The sequence below is a fragment of the Agarivorans sp. QJM3NY_29 genome (assembly GCF_050870835.2).
Lineage (GTDB): Bacteria > Pseudomonadota > Gammaproteobacteria > Enterobacterales > Celerinatantimonadaceae > Agarivorans.
Genome location: NZ_CP194036.2, coordinates 2,988,173 through 3,006,225, shown reverse-complemented (window position 1 = coordinate 3,006,225; position 18,053 = coordinate 2,988,173). Strand labels below are relative to the sequence as shown.

Here is an 18,053-nt window from a genome sequence, read left to right as displayed (position 1 = left end):
GATGCTTAGGACATGATTAAATACACCGCTGCACCATCCTAATTAAAGGTTAGTGCCGTGGGTTCGCCAATCGCGACTAGATCTCACCGAGGGGGGAGGGCCGGAATAACCATACCGACCTAAAATTTTTTCGACGCGGGATGTTAAATAAAATGGTGATCCGGGTCAAGCTTTTGCTGTGTTTATGCAATGCCTTGTTGCTAGCAATGAATGCATCCTTGAATATGACTTTACTATCAATTTATGTGCTAACTGTCTGAAATTATTAAAAAGTAGTGATATGCTATTGAACAATCAATGGATGAAATAAGGTCGACTCCCGTATGATAACAAGGTTTTTTTTCTTCAGAGAAGCTGTTAGCTAGCCCAGCAGGTTTTATGAATATTTTAATACATTTTTTATTTTTTATTTTACTTTCGACAAGCGCTTTCGCAAAGGTTTGTAAAAAGGGGCAGCCCTGTGGTAACTCATGCATATCTTGGAATAAAACATGTCGTATAGAACAACCAACTTTATTTACTCATCAGAACCAAATAGCAAATAATAATACTGGAGAAGATGTTCCGACTGGTCGTAAAATTAAGGACAGTATTACTATTGAGGCTGAATTTGGTTGTATGGTTACATGGACTGCTTTGGTTGATTTTCATCTATTCAAGAAAAATGAAGAAGAAGTTATTAATGATGTTTTATATAAAGTTAAGCTTAAGGCGGAATTTAATAATCAATCAATCGACCAAAATTCAGAAAATGAATTAAGGGTTGTTTACAGAAATGCACTTAATAAAGATTCTATCAAAGCATTAGAGTTGGAAAAAATGCAAAAAGATGTGGAATCATTCCGTGGTGAGTTTATGAAAAGTTGCGTAATACAAACAGTAAAGATAATAGCTATGCGCAAGGATAGCTAACAAATGAGAATATGTGTAGAAGCAATTCCCCCAAATTTAGCAGTAGTCAAAATTATAAATAATAAAATGGTCGTCTCAACTATTTGACCGTGCAAATAATCATAGATTTTTATTATGGGTGTCTAAATTAACTGCGCTTTTAAAGCTGTATTTAACGGAGAAAGTTTTGAAGATAAAACGTAATAACAAACAATGTGAACTGGATGGGCCTTTAGCTTTGCATGAAGCCATGCTTGAAGCTGACTTGAATGCAAAGCTATTCAGACCCACAGATCCCATGTTTATGGAATCTGTGGGTGAAATGGTCACTCGAATAAATGAAATGAATGACATTCACGATAAAGGTGAGTTTGAGTCACTTGTTGAGGACGCTTGCCGAGAGCACTTGTTCTTTTTAAAGCTTGAAAATCAAGACAATGTTGTTGAGCTTCACTTTGAGAATAATGAAATTACCATCACTAATTCAACAGCCAATGAAGTCTCTGCATTGCTCGAAATGGCGGCTTCTCTAAATGCTGAATTACTGAATGAATTCGGTCGGCTGATCCCTCAACCAAAGAGTCCAAAAAAATCATTCTGGCGCTTGTTGGGGCTGAAATAAAATTACGGAGTCGCTTATTCCAAGCCGCAAAATGGCTGCAATGGTCTGAACAGGTTTTGGCTTTCGTCAAAAACAACAAAGAAACAACAACAAAAAACAAGATACCCACTTCAAGGCTCAGTTAATGTAAATAACCGTAGGTTTTTATCATGGGTGTCTAAATTAATTTTTTTAAATTAAATTTTTATCAGAAGATGTTAATTACTTGGAGAAAATTTGAAAGGTCGAATATCAAGATTGACAATAGTAGATGTATGTCTTGAAGGTGTTGTATTGGCACAAAACGAATACTGTGATATGTCTGGCGGGGTCTGGGTTTGTTGGGCTCCTGAGTACTTTATAACAACAACTGTTGCGCGGTGTTTGCATCAAGCAAAAGGCAATAAGTATGTAACGATTGAAAACGGTGCATACGATGCTCTTGACTATGCTGGAGCTGTTGGTAAAGGTCTAATTCATAGAGATATACGATCCGGCGGACGTTTTGATCTTCTACTTTGGTGGGCAAAAGGAGCTCCTAGAGCCAGGGTGAGAGCATGAATGCTCACTTTTTACTCACTCCTTTAAAACCAGCCAGCAGCACCTTATCCAAATAGCTACAACTCATAGCTGCAATTTTCTGTTTGCGCCGGATGCTGGCTTTTCTTGTCGTTTCTGCACGCAGCATGTTTATAGCTATATGGCGCATACAAGCCATGATCTCTGCCGCGTTGCCACGGTAAATCTGGCAAGCATCTTCATTCATAGATGCATCCAAAACCCAGTGTAGACTGTTTTCTATGGCCCAGTGACCACGAACAGCAGCTGCAAAACGTTCCACACTGAGTTCTGCAGAACAAATATAATAGCGATAATCGAGTGATTCTTTACCTGCTTTATCAATGCGATAACCAATGGCAACCCCGATACTTTTTAAGCCTTTCCAGTCTGGAAACTGTTTGATAAGTTCACCTGCAGGAAGTACATGATATTCACGGACTTCAACACGTCCATGGCCCTGTTCGATAGTGACATCATTCCGTAAGCTCGTAGCTTTTACGCTTTCTAACAGTGCTTGTTGAACAGATTTAGCCAGTGTCTCTTGGTTACCTTTAACTGCAAGCAGATAATCACCACCGTTATCGACGATGGTTGAAGCGATATTTTTCTGGCATGCAATGGCATCAATAGATACCAAACAACCTTTGATATCCAGTAGCTTAATGAGCTCCGGGATAGCCGTGATTTCGTTCGACTTAGCATCTGTTTTTCGCTGACCGATGACAACACCATTTTTAGTGGCGAATGCACTGACCATGTGAATGGTAGATTGCCGGGATTCACGATCATAGGAGCCACGCAAGACTTTGCCATCAATAGCGATCAGTTCGCCTTCGGAGCGAGCAGAGACTGCTTCCATCCAGCTGATGAAACACTGCTGAAACTCGCTAGAGTCAAGGCGCGAGACGATTCTAGCAATGGTATCGTGAACAGGTAAACCATCTTTGAATAAGCCCTTATCTTGGAACCAATCAAGGTGGATTTCTCCAAAATCTTCAATGTCTTCCCATCCCTCGGCACCGGCTATCGCTGCACAAATAGTCAGGAATAGAACATCAAATAATGGATAACTGATTTTCGCTGACTGACGTGGGTCTTTTAGGTCGCCGAAATGAAGAGAAAAGGCATCGATACTCATGGTGATACTCTCGAAAAAGAGAGTATAAGATCACAACTCGATCTGCAGGTCAAATAGGATGAGCTTGGTTAAATAATGTTCGCGATCTCACCCTGCTCCTAGAGCCGTAATTGAAGTAAAGAACAGAGTATTTAATAAGACACAATATGAATCAGATTTAAAAAGAATTACTGGCGTTCTAAAACGAAAGAAGTTGCAGTCTTCAATGGAATTTGGTGCATTTACTTTCTACTCTGCTGCCGATGACTCGTCTACTAAAAGGTCAGGGCGGGATCGCACTTTGTTAACAGATATGATCTAATACCTCTAAACCCTAAGCTACATAGTTATTTTGAACATAATTGAACATTTATCAGTCGTCGAGGATACTCGATCTGACATCAATCAAAAGCATGACCTTATTGACGTGATTTTCCTTGTTATCAGTGCTATCGCATCAGGATGTGAAGGCTGGCAAGACATTGAATATTGTGGAGAAGAGAAGTTGGGCTGGCTGAGGAAATATAGACCATTTGAACACGGGATCCCAAGACGACACACGATAGCACGCATTTTGCGTTCTGTTGTCGCGGAGTCTTTGCTTGAGGCATTAGCTCTGTGGATTAACGAGCAGCGAACGAGTCAAAACAGAGCCATCATCGCATTTGACGGAAAAGTACTGCGTGGCTCGTACCGAAATAACAAGAAAACAGCATTACAATTGGTTACAGCCTATGATACTGAACGTGGTCTCGTTCTGAGTCAGAAACCGACAGCGAACAAGAACGGCGAGATTAGCGTTGTGCGCCAAATGCTTGATGTTATTAACGTAAAAGGCAGTGTTGTCACCGTTGATGCTCTACATTGTCAGCGCGATACACTAGAGAAAATCGCAGAAAAGAAGGCTCATGTTGTCGTTCAAGTAAAAAACAACCAACCAAAGTTGAGAGCGGCTGTTGTTGAGCAGTTTCAAGCCGTCTTTGATGCTGGTAAAGAGAAGGTCGTCACTGAAATTAAAGAAAAACACCATGGTCGTAGCGAAGAGCGATACGTCTTTCAACTAAAGGCCAAGTTGCCCGAAGAGTTAGCAAAGAAATGGCCAACGGTAAGAAGCATCATAGCAGTGGAACGCCACCGCGTGATAAATGGGAAAGGCACTGTAGATACCTCGTATTACATAAGCTCAATGTCACCGAATCACAAATTGTTAGGCCACTATATTCGTCAGCATTGGCGAATTGAAAACAGCCAGCATTACGTATTAGATGTTGTTTTTAAAGAGGATAACTCTCGCATTACTTTAGACGGAGCGGTGGAAAACATAGCTCTATTTAGACGTTTTGTGATGAACATGCTCAAACAATGCGATTGTGGAGCGCCAAGTCACAAAGTGAAGTTGAAAAAAGCGGGATGGAGCGACGATTATCGGGCACGAGTCTTCTTTGGGTTATAAATCCATCAAAGTATGCTCCCGCCCTGACTAAAAGGTCGCATGAGATATTGGAACAACGAATTGAAACTATTCAGAATAACGCTCAAGTAATTGTTGGCGATGACTTCAAAGCAACTTTATACATAAATGACATAGTGATTGAAGATGCAAGCGCTTGGTTTGCTGGGTGTATACTCGTAGAACATAAAAATAACAAGATATCCACCTCAAGGCTCCGTTAATGTAAATAACCGTAGGTTTTTATCATGGGTGTCTGAATTAACTGCTTGTGAATGTCGCTGGGTTAAATCGTAGGCTGTTAAATGACAATGGTTAAAGTAATTCTTAAATCACAACATGACGTAAAATTAGGTAGACATCCATGGCAACTCTTGAAATGACACGAGTTGCCTTAGCAGTCGTCTAAACCGCTATATTATTGGTCAGTTTCATTTGTCATGATTCTTCTGTTTTGGAAAGCATTGCAGCTAAGCGTGTCGAGCTAGTTTGTTGAAGCCGTCTGAAATACTGAATATCGCTACTTTCACTAGCAGAGTATTATGGCTAGGCATCAGAAGCATAAAGGATATGACTGTGAACATTGGATTTTCAGTATCAGATTTAACAAAGCGTAATTAATTTTACTCCAATGCGCTTACTCCATTGGGCATTAAGAAGATAGTGGCGTTTGATGGCGCGAGTGGTTTCGGAAAGAATGGAAAACCAGAGTTGTGGTTTGGGAAAGGTCGCCTAAAACAGTCACCTATACATGTTGCTTTTACTGCTGATAGCCGAAAACAGCTTGAGCAATTTTATGAAGCGGCTTTGGCTTCTGGCGCTTTTGTTATCGATACTGATAAGTATAATATTGAGACGGTACGCCGCAGCACTGAATAATGCCTTTCATTGGCTTGAGCTTGGGATAAAAATGGAAGGAAACTAATAGCTGGTTTAGTGTTTGGGTCTTTTGAGCCAAAAGGCGCTATCAGTAAGTGAGGCAGTTTATTTTGCTATGTGGATTTTTTTAAGCTTTTGTCTCAATGGAAAAAATTGCAGTTCTCAAGCGGTGAACATAAGTGGTTCTTAAGGTGGTTATCTATCGCGTTGCTTTCAATTGGAAACGTCCAACTTGGTGCGATTTGCAGGGTGTTGTGAGCCAATTCAGTGAAACACTCAACGGAACATGTCCAATTTGGGCGACTCGTCATAAATATGTCTAAACAAAAACCTTACAAGATATTGGCTGTATGGCGATAGCAAAGACCTATATAATACAACGTGTTGTATATACATGTACCGGTAGGCTCGGACAAGGTGAGTGATGAGTCTGTTGGAAATGTAGCAAAACTGTATAAGTTAAAGAGTCTGTGAAAAGAAAAAAGGAGATGGCTTGTTATTTGCTATGTCATATCAATTAGTTACCTAACAACTTAATATGAAGAGGATCGAATGAAGAACAAACTCTATAAAATAGGCCTGCTCTCTGCGGCGATGCTAGCTTCTTGTTCGCTGTATGCTGGAGAAAGTAAAAGTACACTCAATGTTGCATTCGAACTTGCAGCAACGGGCTTTGACCCTGCGAAAGTTTCTGATATTTATTCCGGTAAAGTCATTGAAAATATTTACGACTCTTTACTCACCTATGACTACCTTGCTCGCCCGATTAAGCTTATTCCTAATACTATTGAAGCCTTACCAACTATTACGAATGACGGAAAAACCTATACTTTTAAAATAAAACCGGGGATCTATTTTGCAGATGACCCCGCGTTTAAAGGTAAAAAGAGAGAGCTGGTTGCTGCTGATTACGTTTATTCCTTGAAACGGATATTCGATAAAACCATTAATTCGCCACAGAGCTATCTGGTTGATGGCAAGTTTGTTGGTACCGATGAAATGGTCACCCAAGCTGGTAATGGTGCGCTGAATTACGACACGCAGATTGAAGGTATTAAAGCGTTAGATAAATATACCTTACAATTGAACCTAACCAGCAAGAACTATAATTTTGCGACTATTTTGGCAATGCCCACTTTTGGCGCTGTTGCACGAGAAGTGATTGAAGCCAATGCCGCAAATACCAATGCGCATCCGGTTGGAACCGGTCCATACATGCTCACAGAGTGGAAACCGGGCAGTAAAATTATCCTAGACGCAAACCCAAATTTCCGTAAATCGGTGTTTAATTATCAGCCTGATCCGAGCGATCCAATTTCTGTTCGGGTTGCTCAAGAGATGCATGGTAAAACTTTGCCACAAATGCAGCACATCAACATTAGTATTATTGAAGAGGAACAACCCGCCTGGCTTGCTTTTTTAAATAATCAGCTTGATCTGAATATGATTCCCCAACCCGCGCTGAAAGAAGCGTTAGTGATGAATCCTAACGACCCGCTGGATGTGAAATTAGCACAAAAATATGTGGATGAAGGCATTACCCTGCAACGTAGTAAAATACTCGAAATTGTATTTTACTTCTTTAATATGGAAGATCCCGTTGTTGGCGGCTATACCCCGGCTAACATTGCATTACGCCGTGCAATTGCCATGGGTTTTCCGATTAATGAAACGATTGCCAGAATTCGTCGTGGGCAGGCGGTTCCTGTAGAATATGCGATCCCAGAAGGGGTTGCAGGCCATAATCCTAAAGTAAAAAGTTCAGTGAAATATAACCCAGCAAAAGCTAATGCATTATTGGATGCAGCGGGTTACAAAATCGGTGACGACGGTTACCGTACCCTACCGGATGGTTCGCCATTATCGGTTCGAATGGGAACCACCACTTCCGCTGTTGACCGCGAATGGAATGAATTTTGGCAGCAAGATTTTGATTCGCTTAAAATAAAACTCTCGTTCAAACCCGGTAAATGGCCTGAATTGTCAAAAGCCAACCGTGAAGGTAAATTGCAGATGTGGGGATTGGCATGGAGTGCCGACTACCCTGATGGCGAGAATTTCATGCAGATGTTTTATGGTCCCAATAAAGGTGATTCTAATTTTGCAGCGTTTAACTTACCCGCCTTTAATAAAGATTATGAGGAAGCGTTAAGCCTGCCAAATGGAGAGAAGCGACAGAAGCTTTATGACCATATGAATAAACTGGTTGTACAGTACCAGCCCTACATTTTTGGCGACACCCGGGTACGTAGCTATGTGTCACACAAAAATGTTCATGGCTATAAAACCCATCCTATTATGCAAGCTCCTTGGCGTTACATAGAAGTAGACAAATAACCGCTCTATTTCATCTGTATTATTCAATACAACTCACCATGAGGTGCGTTGTATTGATGTTTTTTTGCTCGAGGAGACTGCATGCTTTCTTATGTTATTCGCCGCAGCTGGCAAATGATCCCCACCTTGCTTGGGGTGATGTTGCTACTGTTTACACTGTATACCTTGGTTGGCGGTGATCCATCTTATATTTTGGCAGGGAAAAGCCTGAGTAATGAGATGCTGGCCAGCATTCATGCTCAATTAGGCTTGGATAAAAGTCTGCCTGAACAGTTCTGGATTTTTGTGAAACAAGTGATCAGTATGGACTTTGGCACCTCTTGGTCAACCCAACAGCCTGTCTCTGAGATCATCAATAGTCGTATTGGTCCATCGGTGATGCTGTTGTTGACTTGGCAAATGTGTTCACTGTTTTTCTCACTGCTGTTTGCCGCATCTGTCGCTTACTACAACGGCAGCGCTTATGACCGTACTGTGACTATTATTTCAACGGTTGCAATGTCGATCAGTATCTTGGTGTATATCATCGCCGGGCAATACTTTCTTGCCTATAAAATGCAATGGTTTCCAGTGTTCGGCTGGGGCAATGATATGTGGCAAAACTTCCTGATTTATATACCGCTACCGCTATTGATTGGGGTTGCCGTGAGCATTGCACCAGACACGCGCTTTTATCGTACCTGTTTTGTTGAAGAGATGAACAACGATTACGTTCGTACTGCGAGAGCAAAGGGTTTGTCGGAGAGAACCGTTGTTTTAAAACATGTGATGCGTAATGCACTGATTCCGATTGTTACGGGAGTGATGTCTTCCTTACCTTATATGATCACTGGGTCGGTGTTGATCGAACGGTTTTTTGGTATCCCCGGTTTAGGCAACGAAATACTAAGAGCAGTTAATGCCAGTGATTTTCCTGTGATTAAAGCCATTACCATCTATCTCGTGATTACCATTATGATTTTTAATCTGCTTGCGGACTTGATTTATAAGCTGGTCGATCCACGCGTGCAATTAAATTAGGAATGTAAGGTAGGGAAGAATAGACCGTGAAATATCAAACTAACGATGTTGCTATCGAACTAGAAAATGTGGTGCAACAAGAAGATGCCCATACCCGAAGTTTATGGACGCTCGGCTGGCAACGGCTAAAAAACGACAAAGTCGGTTATATTAGCTTGATGATTGTCAGTTTATACTTATTGTTATCACTCGCTGGATGGATGAATCTTGCGGGTGAAAACTGGCGCGAAGAAATTGCATTACCCCATGCACCGCCAAGTTTTGCGACTTGGGAAGCGCGTGGCGCTGAAGTCAAAGCTGTTAGTTATTCGGAATCTCCGAGCGCCCAAAATGAGATTGCCGATGCTGCCGACGACCCTTTGGCGGCATTGATGGCGGAAGCCAGTTCGAATGCCGAGCAATATGAAACCGAAACCATAGAAAAAGCCCATTCTCTTATCTTAGGGGCGGATGGTCGTGGACGCGACATTTTACAAAAAACCATTAAAGGAACTTCAGTGTCGGTGACTGTGGCGCTGTTTGGCTCTTTTTGCGCGATTATTATTGGTACTATTTTAGGCGCGATTGCGGGTTATTTCGGTAAGTGGGTTGATGATCTGCTGATGTGGTTTTACAGCATCTTTACTTCCATTCCCGAGATGTTATTGCTGTTATCTTTTGCGGTGGTGTTTTCTCGAGGCATTGATACCTTGATCATCATCTTTGCCGTGACTTCATGGACATCGGTATTTCGTGTGATGCGAGCCGAGTTTATGAAACATAAGCATCGTGAGTATGTGCAAGCCGCGGATGCCATTGGTGCGGGCCATGTTCGCAAGATGTTTTTGCATATTCTTCCCAATGTGAGTCACTTGTTATTGGTGCAGTTTTCCATTCTCACGGTGGGGATGATCAAATCGGAAGTGGTACTTTCCTTCCTTGGATTTGGGGTTGATATCACCCAAACCAGTTGGGGGGCGATGTTAGCGGAGGTGCCAGCAGAGTTGATACAAGGTTATTGGTGGCAAATGATTACCGTTACTGTATTTATGTCGATTCTGGTGACTGCATTTAGCTTATTGACCGATAGCTTGCGTGACGCATTAGACCCTAAAGTGAAGTAACGGTGGAGAATATAATGGACAGTTCCTTACTCAATGTTAAAAACTTAAGCGTTGATTTTAGATTGGAAGATGGTCGTCTATTTCACGCCCTAAAAAGGGTTAATTTCGAGATCCCAAGAAATATGACCGTTGCGCTGGTTGGTGAATCAGGGTCTGGAAAATCAGTGACTTCAATGGCGCTTATGGGATTATTACCAAGTTCTAATACCTTAATTTCTTCTGAAAGTGAGATAGAATTTGATGGCAGCGACGTGTTAAGCATGTCGAAAAAATCTTTACGTAAATTACGCGGTGGCGATGTTGCGATGATTTTTCAGGAGCCGATGAGCTCGCTCAATCCAGTGTTCACCATTGGTAACCAAATCATTGAAACCTTGTTGCAACACAAAGACATTAGCAAAAAGTCCGCGAAGCGCAAAGCGATTGATTTGTTGACCGAAGTGGGCTTGCCCGATCCGGAAAATCGTATTCATGCTTATCCACATGAATTATCGGGTGGCCAGCAACAACGGGTTATGATCGCGATGGCGATTGCCTGTGAACCCAAGCTGTTGATCGCCGACGAACCAACCACGGCGCTGGATGTGACGATTCAGAAACAGATTCTGGATCTGTTGGCCAAAATGCAAAAAAAGCACAAGATGTCGGTGTTATTTATCACCCATGATCTTGGCGTGGTCGCTGAATTTGCCGATCAAGTGATTGTGATGCGCCATGGTGTGATTTGCGAGCAAGGAGACATTAAGTCTATTTTTACGCAACCGCAGCACCCATACACCAAGGCCCTTTTGAACTGTCGTCCAACACTTGACTATAGACCCGAGCGACTGGCTGTGATTGATGATTTCCTGCAAGACGAGCCCTATCAGCTTCCCTCAGAGCGAGCCCGAGGATATCAGGAAACGGGAGAGGTAGTGCTTGAGGTGAATAACCTATGTAAGTACTTTAATATTAAGACAGGATTGTTTCATCGCAAGCAATTAAAAGCTGTGGATGGGGTGTCCTTTCAATTACAACGTGGTAAAACCTTAGGCATCGTAGGAGAGTCTGGTTCGGGTAAATCTACCGTGGGTCATACCATTATGCGTCTGCTTAATGCGACGTCTGGGGATGCTTTTTTTAAGGGAGAAGAAATTCTGGGAATGTCCGATGAGGCGTTTAAACCGCTGAAACGCCGGGTACAGATTATTTTCCAAAATCCTTACGCTTCTCTAAATCCGAGATTCACGGTCGGCCAAATATTGATGGAACCGATGTTACTGCATGGGATTGGTCAGGATAAAGCAGACCGTAGACAAATGGCTGAATCACTTTTAGAGCGGGTGAGTCTGCCCAAAAGTGCATTTAACAAGTATCCCCATGAATTTTCTGGAGGTCAACGTCAACGGATTGCGATAGCCCGCTGTTTAACCTTGAAACCCGATGTGCTGATTTGCGATGAATCGGTTTCCGCCCTCGATGTGTCAGTTCAGTCGCAGGTCTTGAATTTACTCCAAGACTTACAAGACGAGTTCCAAATTTCTTATTTGTTTATTTCTCATGACTTGTCGGTGGTTAAACACATCTCCGATCAAATTATGGTGATGCAACAAGGGAAAGTTGTTGAGATTGGTGATTCAGACCGTATTTATGCCGATCCACAACATGAATACACCCGAAAATTAATTTCTGCGATACCTAAAGACCCAATGAGAGAGGCGGCTTTATTTGCGTAGCCGCCACTTCTTAACCAAAATAAGCCTCCTTAGGTTAACGCGGGGCGGCTTGTTTTAAGGGCAATGCGGGCTGATTATTGGGAGGATGGTTCAAGGACTTGTCACTATTTGAGTTTTGCGTTAGATCTATGATCAAGCGACATATTCAAATTGCTTAGTGGGCGCCACTTTTATAGGAGGTGTGTTATGCCAAACTCATCCGTATTTAGTCAGTTGTTTAAAGTTATGCTTTGTTTGTTATGGGCCGTTACATGGTGCGTTTCGGCGGCTCAAAAACTGCAACTACAGGCCAGCAAAGACTATACACTGCAAGTGGAAAAGCTGGTTCAGCTGCCCGGTACGCCCTGGGCAATGGCTTGGTTAAACTCGTCGACCTTACTGGTTACCTTACGTCATGGTGAGTTACTCAGTGTCGATCTCACTAAAACCCAGGCTGGTCAGCAAGCGTGGCAAAAAATATCGGGCTTGCCCGCCATTTGGGCGCAAGGTCAAGGTGGCTTACTAGATGTGGTTAAAGGCCCCGACGGCTGGTTTTACTTTACCTACAGCAAACCAAAAAACAATAGCGGGGTCACCAGCTTAGCCAAAGCCAAGATTGTGATAAATGACTTTGGCCAAGTGCAGATGATTAACTGGCAGGATTTGTTGGTCACTGATTCTGTGAGCGCTACCAATCGCCATTATGGTAGCCGTATCGCATTTGATCCCCAGCAACATATTTACTTCTCTATTGGCGATCGCGGAAACAGAGATAACGGGCAAAATACTCTGAACCACGCCGCGACTATATTGCGCTTGAACCTCGATGGTAGCGTGCCGAGCAATAATCCATTTGTGGCGAACAGCAAAGTCGACGACGCCATTTATAGTTATGGTCATCGCAATCCGCAAGGCTTGGCTTTTGACCGAAAGTTCAATCGCTTGTGGGCAATAGAACACGGCCCTCGTGGTGGCGATGAGCTTAATTTAATTGAAGCAGGAGGGAATTACGGCTGGCCGCTTACCTCGCATGGTCAAGAGTATTGGGGGCCGCTCAAGGTGGGCGAGGCTGAAACCCTACCGGGTATAAATTCGCCCCTTAAAGTGTATATTCCCTCTATTGCACCCGGTTCGTTACTCAGTTATACAGGCGCCGCCTTTCCAGCCTGGCAAGGAGATTTATTCAGTGGGGCGTTAAAACTGCAACATCTGAATCGCATCATTATGAACCAACAGGGCATGCCTGTAGGAGAAGAGCGTTTATTTGAAGACTTGGGCGAGCGAATTAGAGCCTTAACGGTGGATCCACAAGGTTATCTTTACTTCACCGCTGATAGTGGCAATTTATACAAAATAAGTCCCAAGTAGTTGTTCTCGATAAGCATTCTAACTTGAGATCGCTGTTCGGAGCATTATCAAGGGAAGTTCTTTGTGTGTCTTGTTATGCACGCTTAAAGACTCGTTACGGGTGAGTCCGTCTCGAAGTCTGTTATCCAAGAAAGATAGAAAAAGGGGACAGCAATGTGTCCCCTTTAGATGAAGCCAGTGTTAAACGGTTATGCTTAGTTCGATTCGAAAGCACCGATATCGGGCGCTGAGCCGTTGTAGCTCAAACCAACATTGGTCCCTGCATCAATTAAATCACTGTCACTTTTCAGGTGGAAGAAATCAACCACTGGCAGGCTACCATCATCTTGACGGTCAGCCAGTAGGTCATCCACGTTCAAACTTACAAAGTCAGAAGAAGAGGTTGATACATTTTGCCAGCCGTTTTTACTGATGCTTGTTGATGCTGCGTCAAGTTTGTCACTACTGTCACCATCTAAAGAAATACTGTTTTTGATGGTGAGTTTTTTAAGTTGACGACTACTGCCATCACCTAAACCATAGTTGCGTGCATTCTTGTAGGATATCGCATTGTAGATGGTGACTTCACCACGGTTACTGTTTTGGTCGTAACCGTCAGCCGTGTTATCGGCAGAGATGGTGTTAATGTAAATGCCGTTGTGGGCAAGATCTTTATTGTCACTACCACCCGTTTTAAAACCGTTACCGTCGCCCACACCTTCTGAACCATTCTTTTGATAACCGTTTCGGATCATCCAAGAATATTCATGGGTTGTGGTGATGCTGCTGCCGTTGTCACGCAAGTATCCATCAAAACCATCATCTAAGTTCTGCCAAGCACGGCAGCCGTAGAAATAGTTACCGGTACCCACACCTAACTTCGCCGCAAAACCATCCGCATTTTCTAATGAAGAGTCTGCATTGTAGTAAGAGTCTGAATTTTTGATGAAGTTGTACGCAGCATTGCTGTCTATTTGTAAGCCAGTATCGGCATTTTCATAGAAAGCCATAAATTCAACTGTATTGTGCGATCCAGTCATATGCATACCGTTGTCACCGGCTTTTTTAATATCAAAGCCGTAGATGTGCCAGTAATCGGCTTTCATTTCGATACCGCGGTTTGAACCACTTTCAGACATTGCAGAAAAATCTAAGACGGGTCGGTTATCCCCTGGGTATGCACTGAGCACAATGGTTTTAGAGGAGGAGCCATCGTTGTCGATAATAATTGGCGAAGACGGTTTATAAGTGCCGCTACGGATGTAAATCACATCACCAGCGCTGGCTTTATCAATTGCACTTAATAGACTACTTAAGCTAGATACGACGGTTGCGCCGCTCACGGTACTCTTAATAAAAGAAGGGTAGCCGTTGGTTCTAGGCTCGCTGTTGGCTCCTGCATATTTGGCTGCGTCGGCCGTTGGGGCAGCAGCAGAACTGGACGAATCGCCGTTAGAGCCACCAGAAGATGAAGCTTTGGGAGTAGCACTAAACATCGATGAGTTCGAGTAGCCGCCATCACTGTTGGTATATTTAACCCAGAAGTAATAGGTTTTGCCGTTTTGTAGACCGGAAGCTGTGTAACTCAGGGTGCTTGGCGACACGCTGGCAATGCGAGTTCGACCAGAAGGATCACTGTCGGTATCTTGGTAAATTTGGTAATTTGAGTTGGTATTCGAGTCATTCCAACTTAATTTGACGATGCCATCTCCAGCCGAGCCATTGAGCACCACGCTTTCGGTCACCGCAGAGCCAGAACAACTGCTGGTTACAGGCTCTAGCCACCAACGTTGGGTATCGGTATTGCTGTCGTTTTCTTGGCGAACATTTGAACCGTTACTGGTACCGTTAGCACTTAAAGATAATGACGACTTTTTATTTACAATTTTGTAAGCACCTATGTAATCACCTGAGGTGGCTTGCTTGAGCTCCCATTGTTGATTATCGCCAAAATCATATGTTTCTTGTCGAACCGTTGCACCGTTGCTACTCGAGCTATCTTTAACGCTCGCCGCATAATCGGTGTTGGATGCTTGAATCGTCCAATAATGAGTGCTGGATTGGTAGTTTAAATAGAAGCGTTGCGAGTTTTTTCCTGCATTGTTTTCAATTGCTACATTTGCATTTTCTGAATCTGATTCTGCGGCAAGCAATAATTCAGAACCAACATTGACTATTTTATATATAGCACCGTCAACAGGTTGGTCTTTACAGTATTCTGCGGCTTGAATGTGTAGAGCTAAGGGAAACAGGCTGACACCTGTCACGAGGCTTGATATTATTTTTTTGGTTCGTAATCTATTCAAGTTTATATACTCCATGTATAAGTTCAATTGTGTAACCGAAGTTTTTATTTATAAGTGATGTTTTCGGTGTGAGTAATTTATCAAATACAAGCTTTTATTTTGAGATCTTGAACGCATATAAGAGTAAGTATGTGTGATTTATGCATGGTTTTTGATTATTTATAGTATGAAAATACTTATTATATAAATAGTGAGCAACCTTGTTTGCTCATATAAATGAAAGACAAAGTGAACGGGTTCATTTGAACACCAAGTGTGAGTTTTCATCTTACCTGTCAGGCGCATTATTTCATATAAAAATCAATATCTTATAATCGAGCTTGGTTGTTGGCGAAACTCGCTGGATAGATTCTTCCAGAAATTTTTTATACCTCACTTGGTGTTATGGCAGGTTGTTTGTGTTACCTCTTTATTTATTTCCTTACTAATTTCCAAGAGTTAATCTTTAAGTGATTGATTTATTCGTTTTATATTTTTTGAAATCAGTGGTCTTTTGTTTTTATTTTTTTTAAAACGTAACATCTTGCGCATAAATTATTAATTTTTATTCTTATTGGTTTTATAGAATATGGGTTAACCCTAAAGTGTTTAGACTATTTACTCTAATAACTGAGCGCGGAGGCGAACAGTATTTAACAACCCCCTTGATGAGTGGGCATTTATTAGTAGTCACTTTAAGTTATTTGCTTTTTATAGCTGTTTTGCTTGAGGCTTGGCTTTGATATGAGTGGATAAAGATTGTTTTATATTATTTCGTGTGATCTTAGTTTGTTTTATACAATAGCTGTCCATTAATACGTAGGGCCTTGGCTGTTTACGCTTTGTCGAAGGAGTCTCACTGTTTATTGTTCAATCAATGGTTGAAGCATCGATACGCGTCCCTAGAGTTTGTTGGCGCAGAGCCATCAGCTCAGCTCGCTTATATTTATCCGTGTAAGGCTCGGTTTCATCGATGAAAGCATGCTGCTGTTTCATCTCGCCATCATTGATCTTTAACTGCTTGCCAACCGTTTATTATCTTGTCTTTAGCTCTACCGTACACATTTTTAACTATTTTGTGCGGGTCTTATGGTTTTGGCTTAGAATTATATTTAGTTAAATGGGTCTGTAGTCTGATGATGGAATGGTTATTTTGATAAGTCTTCCCAGTGTGAAAAAGTGGCTGGTGACCCGATGCCCCAGTTTTTTCCGATAGCTTATTCGTTGTTTTGAATTAAGGGGGTTAATGAATATGACAAAATCTGTTTTCTTTTTTTTGCTGATGTGCTGGCTGACTTTACCTGTTTCTTTGTTGGCGCAAGCTCAGACTTTGCTTAGAGTTGCCTCCCCTGAGTTTCCGCCTTACGTCTATAAGCTTGAAAACGGAGAAGTTGGGGGAGTGGTCTCGGAAATCGTGGCCGAAGTATTTCAGAACATGGGCGTTGATTACAAGAATACCATCTATCCGTGGGCAAGAGCCTTGCGTATGCTCAAAGTTGGCCAAACGGATAGCCTTTATACGATTATGAAAAGCAAGGATAGAGAGGCGCTTTTTCATTACCCGGATGAACATCTCTTAGATGCCCAATGGGTGTTTTTTATCCGTAGAGCTGATGTTGGAAAACTTAAATTTGATTCTTTTGAAGATCTAAAGGGGAAACGAATTGGTTTAGTGATTGATGTTAGATACAGTGAAGCGCTCTGGGAATTTGTCAAAAAAGAAAATAATTATGAACTGGTCGCCGGGGAAGAATTAAATTTTAAAAAGTTGGTTGCAGGGCGGGTTGATTACATCATCAGCGATTATCTTACGGGAATGTTTTTAGCAAAGAAACGTGGTATTGAAAATAGTGTTGCAGCCCTTACTGCTAATCCCATCGACTCTACGCATTTCTATATCGCGTTTAATCAGCTAAATGTTGAGCGAACATTCGTGAAGCAGTTTTCTGATGAATTGAACAAATTTAAATCGGGTGCTCAGTATATGCAAATCCTGCAAAAATACAATATTCCCCAGTAAGCCTTTTGAGCGGAAATAGTGGGATCAAATTTGAGCTGCCAATCGAAATCTCGTTTAAGGTTTTAGTTTATTTCTGTTTTTTATAATTGCTGATCTTTCAGCCAAACCGCAGCTTCTAAGCGTGAGCGTAAGTTTAATTTCTTGAGTAAGTGTTTTACATGGACTTTCACGGTGGCATCAGTAATTCGTAGTTCTTGGGCAATCAGTTTGTTACTCATGCCTTTGGCGATCAGTATCAAAATTTGGGATTCTCGGCCAGTTAAGCTTTCCAGTAAGTTTTCATCTGGCTGTTGCTTGGGTTTGTGCCATGATTGGGCGAGAACTTTAGTCAGACGATCAGATAGGGCCAGCTTTCCCAATACCGCTTGTTTAATGTTTTCAACAATGTCTTCTGGTTCCATATCTTTGAGTAAGTAACCGTCGGCTCCATTTTCAATGGCGGCTAATACATCATCTTCGGCGTCAGATACAGTTAACATCACAATGCGAGCGGTGATGTGTTGTTCACGCATTAAACGAACGGTTTCTAAGCCATCCATACCTTGCATATTCAGGTCTAAAATAATTAAATCAGGATCATCGTGAAGTGCCCCGATGATGGCGTCCGAGCCATTGTTATACTCGCTCAGTACCACCAGATCATCTTCCATGGCAATCAGTTGCTGTAAGCCTTTACGAAATAGCGGGTGATCATCGACTAACATCACCGTTGCTGCATTTGTACTCACATTACACTCCTTGTCACAAG

Annotated in this window: 15 protein-coding genes; 10 read left to right on the top strand and 5 right to left on the bottom strand. The window is 42.2% G+C overall.

Annotated elements, in window-relative coordinates:
* Positions 1 to 378 precede the first annotated feature (378 nt).
* Together ACRRS0_RS13630 and ACRRS0_RS13625 are read left to right on the top strand one after the other, a co-directional pair.
* Positions 379 to 912: a hypothetical protein gene (locus ACRRS0_RS13630; protein WP_432452637.1), complete on the top strand. Its 534-nt coding sequence runs from the start codon at positions 379 to 381 to the stop codon at positions 910 to 912.
* A gap of 118 nt (positions 913 to 1,030) precedes the next feature.
* Positions 1,031 to 1,513: a hypothetical protein gene (locus ACRRS0_RS13625; RefSeq protein ID WP_432452638.1), complete on the top strand. Its 483-nt coding sequence runs from the start codon at positions 1,031 to 1,033 to the stop codon at positions 1,511 to 1,513.
* A 337-nt stretch (positions 1,514 to 1,850) separates the two neighbouring features.
* On the opposite strand, the gene ACRRS0_RS13620 is transcribed toward ACRRS0_RS13625, so the two are convergent.
* Positions 1,851 to 2,021 (bottom strand): hypothetical protein, encoded by a 171-nt coding sequence (locus ACRRS0_RS13620; protein WP_432452639.1) that lies wholly within the window; start codon positions 2,019 to 2,021, stop codon positions 1,851 to 1,853.
* A gap of 36 nt (positions 2,022 to 2,057) precedes the next feature.
* Positions 2,058 to 3,191: an ISAs1 family transposase gene (locus ACRRS0_RS13615; protein ID WP_432452597.1), complete on the bottom strand. Its 1,134-nt coding sequence runs from the start codon at positions 3,189 to 3,191 to the stop codon at positions 2,058 to 2,060.
* Positions 3,192 to 3,522: 331 nt separating this feature from the next.
* Between ACRRS0_RS13615 and ACRRS0_RS13610 the strand changes: the two genes are divergently transcribed.
* The 7 genes from ACRRS0_RS13610 (at position 3,523) to ACRRS0_RS13580 (ending at position 13,021) form a co-directional block, all read left to right on the top strand.
* Entirely contained in the window at positions 3,523 to 4,623 is a 1,101-nt protein-coding gene (locus tag ACRRS0_RS13610) for an ISAs1 family transposase (RefSeq protein WP_432452640.1), read from the top strand.
* A gap of 660 nt (positions 4,624 to 5,283) precedes the next feature.
* Positions 5,284 to 5,499, top strand: a complete 216-nt coding sequence (locus ACRRS0_RS13605; RefSeq protein WP_432452641.1) for a hypothetical protein — start codon at positions 5,284 to 5,286, stop codon at positions 5,497 to 5,499.
* Between the two features lie 552 nt (positions 5,500 to 6,051).
* Entirely contained in the window at positions 6,052 to 7,836 is a 1,785-nt protein-coding gene (locus ACRRS0_RS13600; protein WP_432452642.1) for an ABC transporter substrate-binding protein, read from the top strand.
* 81 nt (positions 7,837 to 7,917) lie between these two features.
* Positions 7,918 to 8,856, top strand: coding sequence for an ABC transporter permease (locus tag ACRRS0_RS13595; protein ID WP_432452643.1), 939 nt, complete (start codon positions 7,918 to 7,920; stop codon positions 8,854 to 8,856).
* Positions 8,857 to 8,882: 26 nt separating this feature from the next.
* Entirely contained in the window at positions 8,883 to 9,959 is a 1,077-nt protein-coding gene (locus ACRRS0_RS13590) for an ABC transporter permease (protein ID WP_432452644.1), read from the top strand.
* A 14-nt stretch (positions 9,960 to 9,973) separates the two neighbouring features.
* Entirely contained in the window at positions 9,974 to 11,674 is a 1,701-nt protein-coding gene (locus ACRRS0_RS13585; RefSeq protein WP_432452645.1) for an ABC transporter ATP-binding protein, read from the top strand.
* Between the two features lie 186 nt (positions 11,675 to 11,860).
* Positions 11,861 to 13,021 carry a PQQ-dependent sugar dehydrogenase gene (locus ACRRS0_RS13580; protein ID WP_432452646.1) on the top strand — a complete coding sequence of 387 codons (1,161 nt, stop codon included), beginning with the start codon at positions 11,861 to 11,863 and terminating at the stop codon, positions 13,019 to 13,021.
* A 194-nt stretch (positions 13,022 to 13,215) separates the two neighbouring features.
* On the opposite strand, the gene ACRRS0_RS13575 is transcribed toward ACRRS0_RS13580, so the two are convergent.
* Both ACRRS0_RS13575 and ACRRS0_RS13570 read right to left on the bottom strand, forming a co-directional pair.
* Complete coding sequence (locus tag ACRRS0_RS13575; protein WP_432452647.1) at positions 13,216 to 15,306, bottom strand: RICIN domain-containing protein; 2,091 nt, start codon at positions 15,304 to 15,306, stop codon at positions 13,216 to 13,218.
* 849 nt (positions 15,307 to 16,155) lie between these two features.
* A complete protein-coding gene (locus tag ACRRS0_RS13570; RefSeq protein WP_432452648.1) occupies positions 16,156 to 16,281 on the bottom strand; it encodes a hypothetical protein in 126 nt (41 codons plus the stop codon).
* A gap of 250 nt (positions 16,282 to 16,531) precedes the next feature.
* Here ACRRS0_RS13570 and ACRRS0_RS13565 point away from each other — a divergent pair, with 250 nt between their 5' ends.
* Positions 16,532 to 17,305, top strand: coding sequence for a substrate-binding periplasmic protein (locus tag ACRRS0_RS13565; RefSeq protein ID WP_432452649.1), 774 nt, complete (start codon positions 16,532 to 16,534; stop codon positions 17,303 to 17,305).
* Between the two features lie 80 nt (positions 17,306 to 17,385).
* On the opposite strand, the gene narL is transcribed toward ACRRS0_RS13565, so the two are convergent.
* Complete coding sequence (narL, locus tag ACRRS0_RS13560; RefSeq protein ID WP_432452650.1) at positions 17,386 to 18,033, bottom strand: two-component system response regulator NarL; 648 nt, start codon at positions 18,031 to 18,033, stop codon at positions 17,386 to 17,388.
* Positions 18,034 to 18,053: the final 20 nt, after the last annotated feature.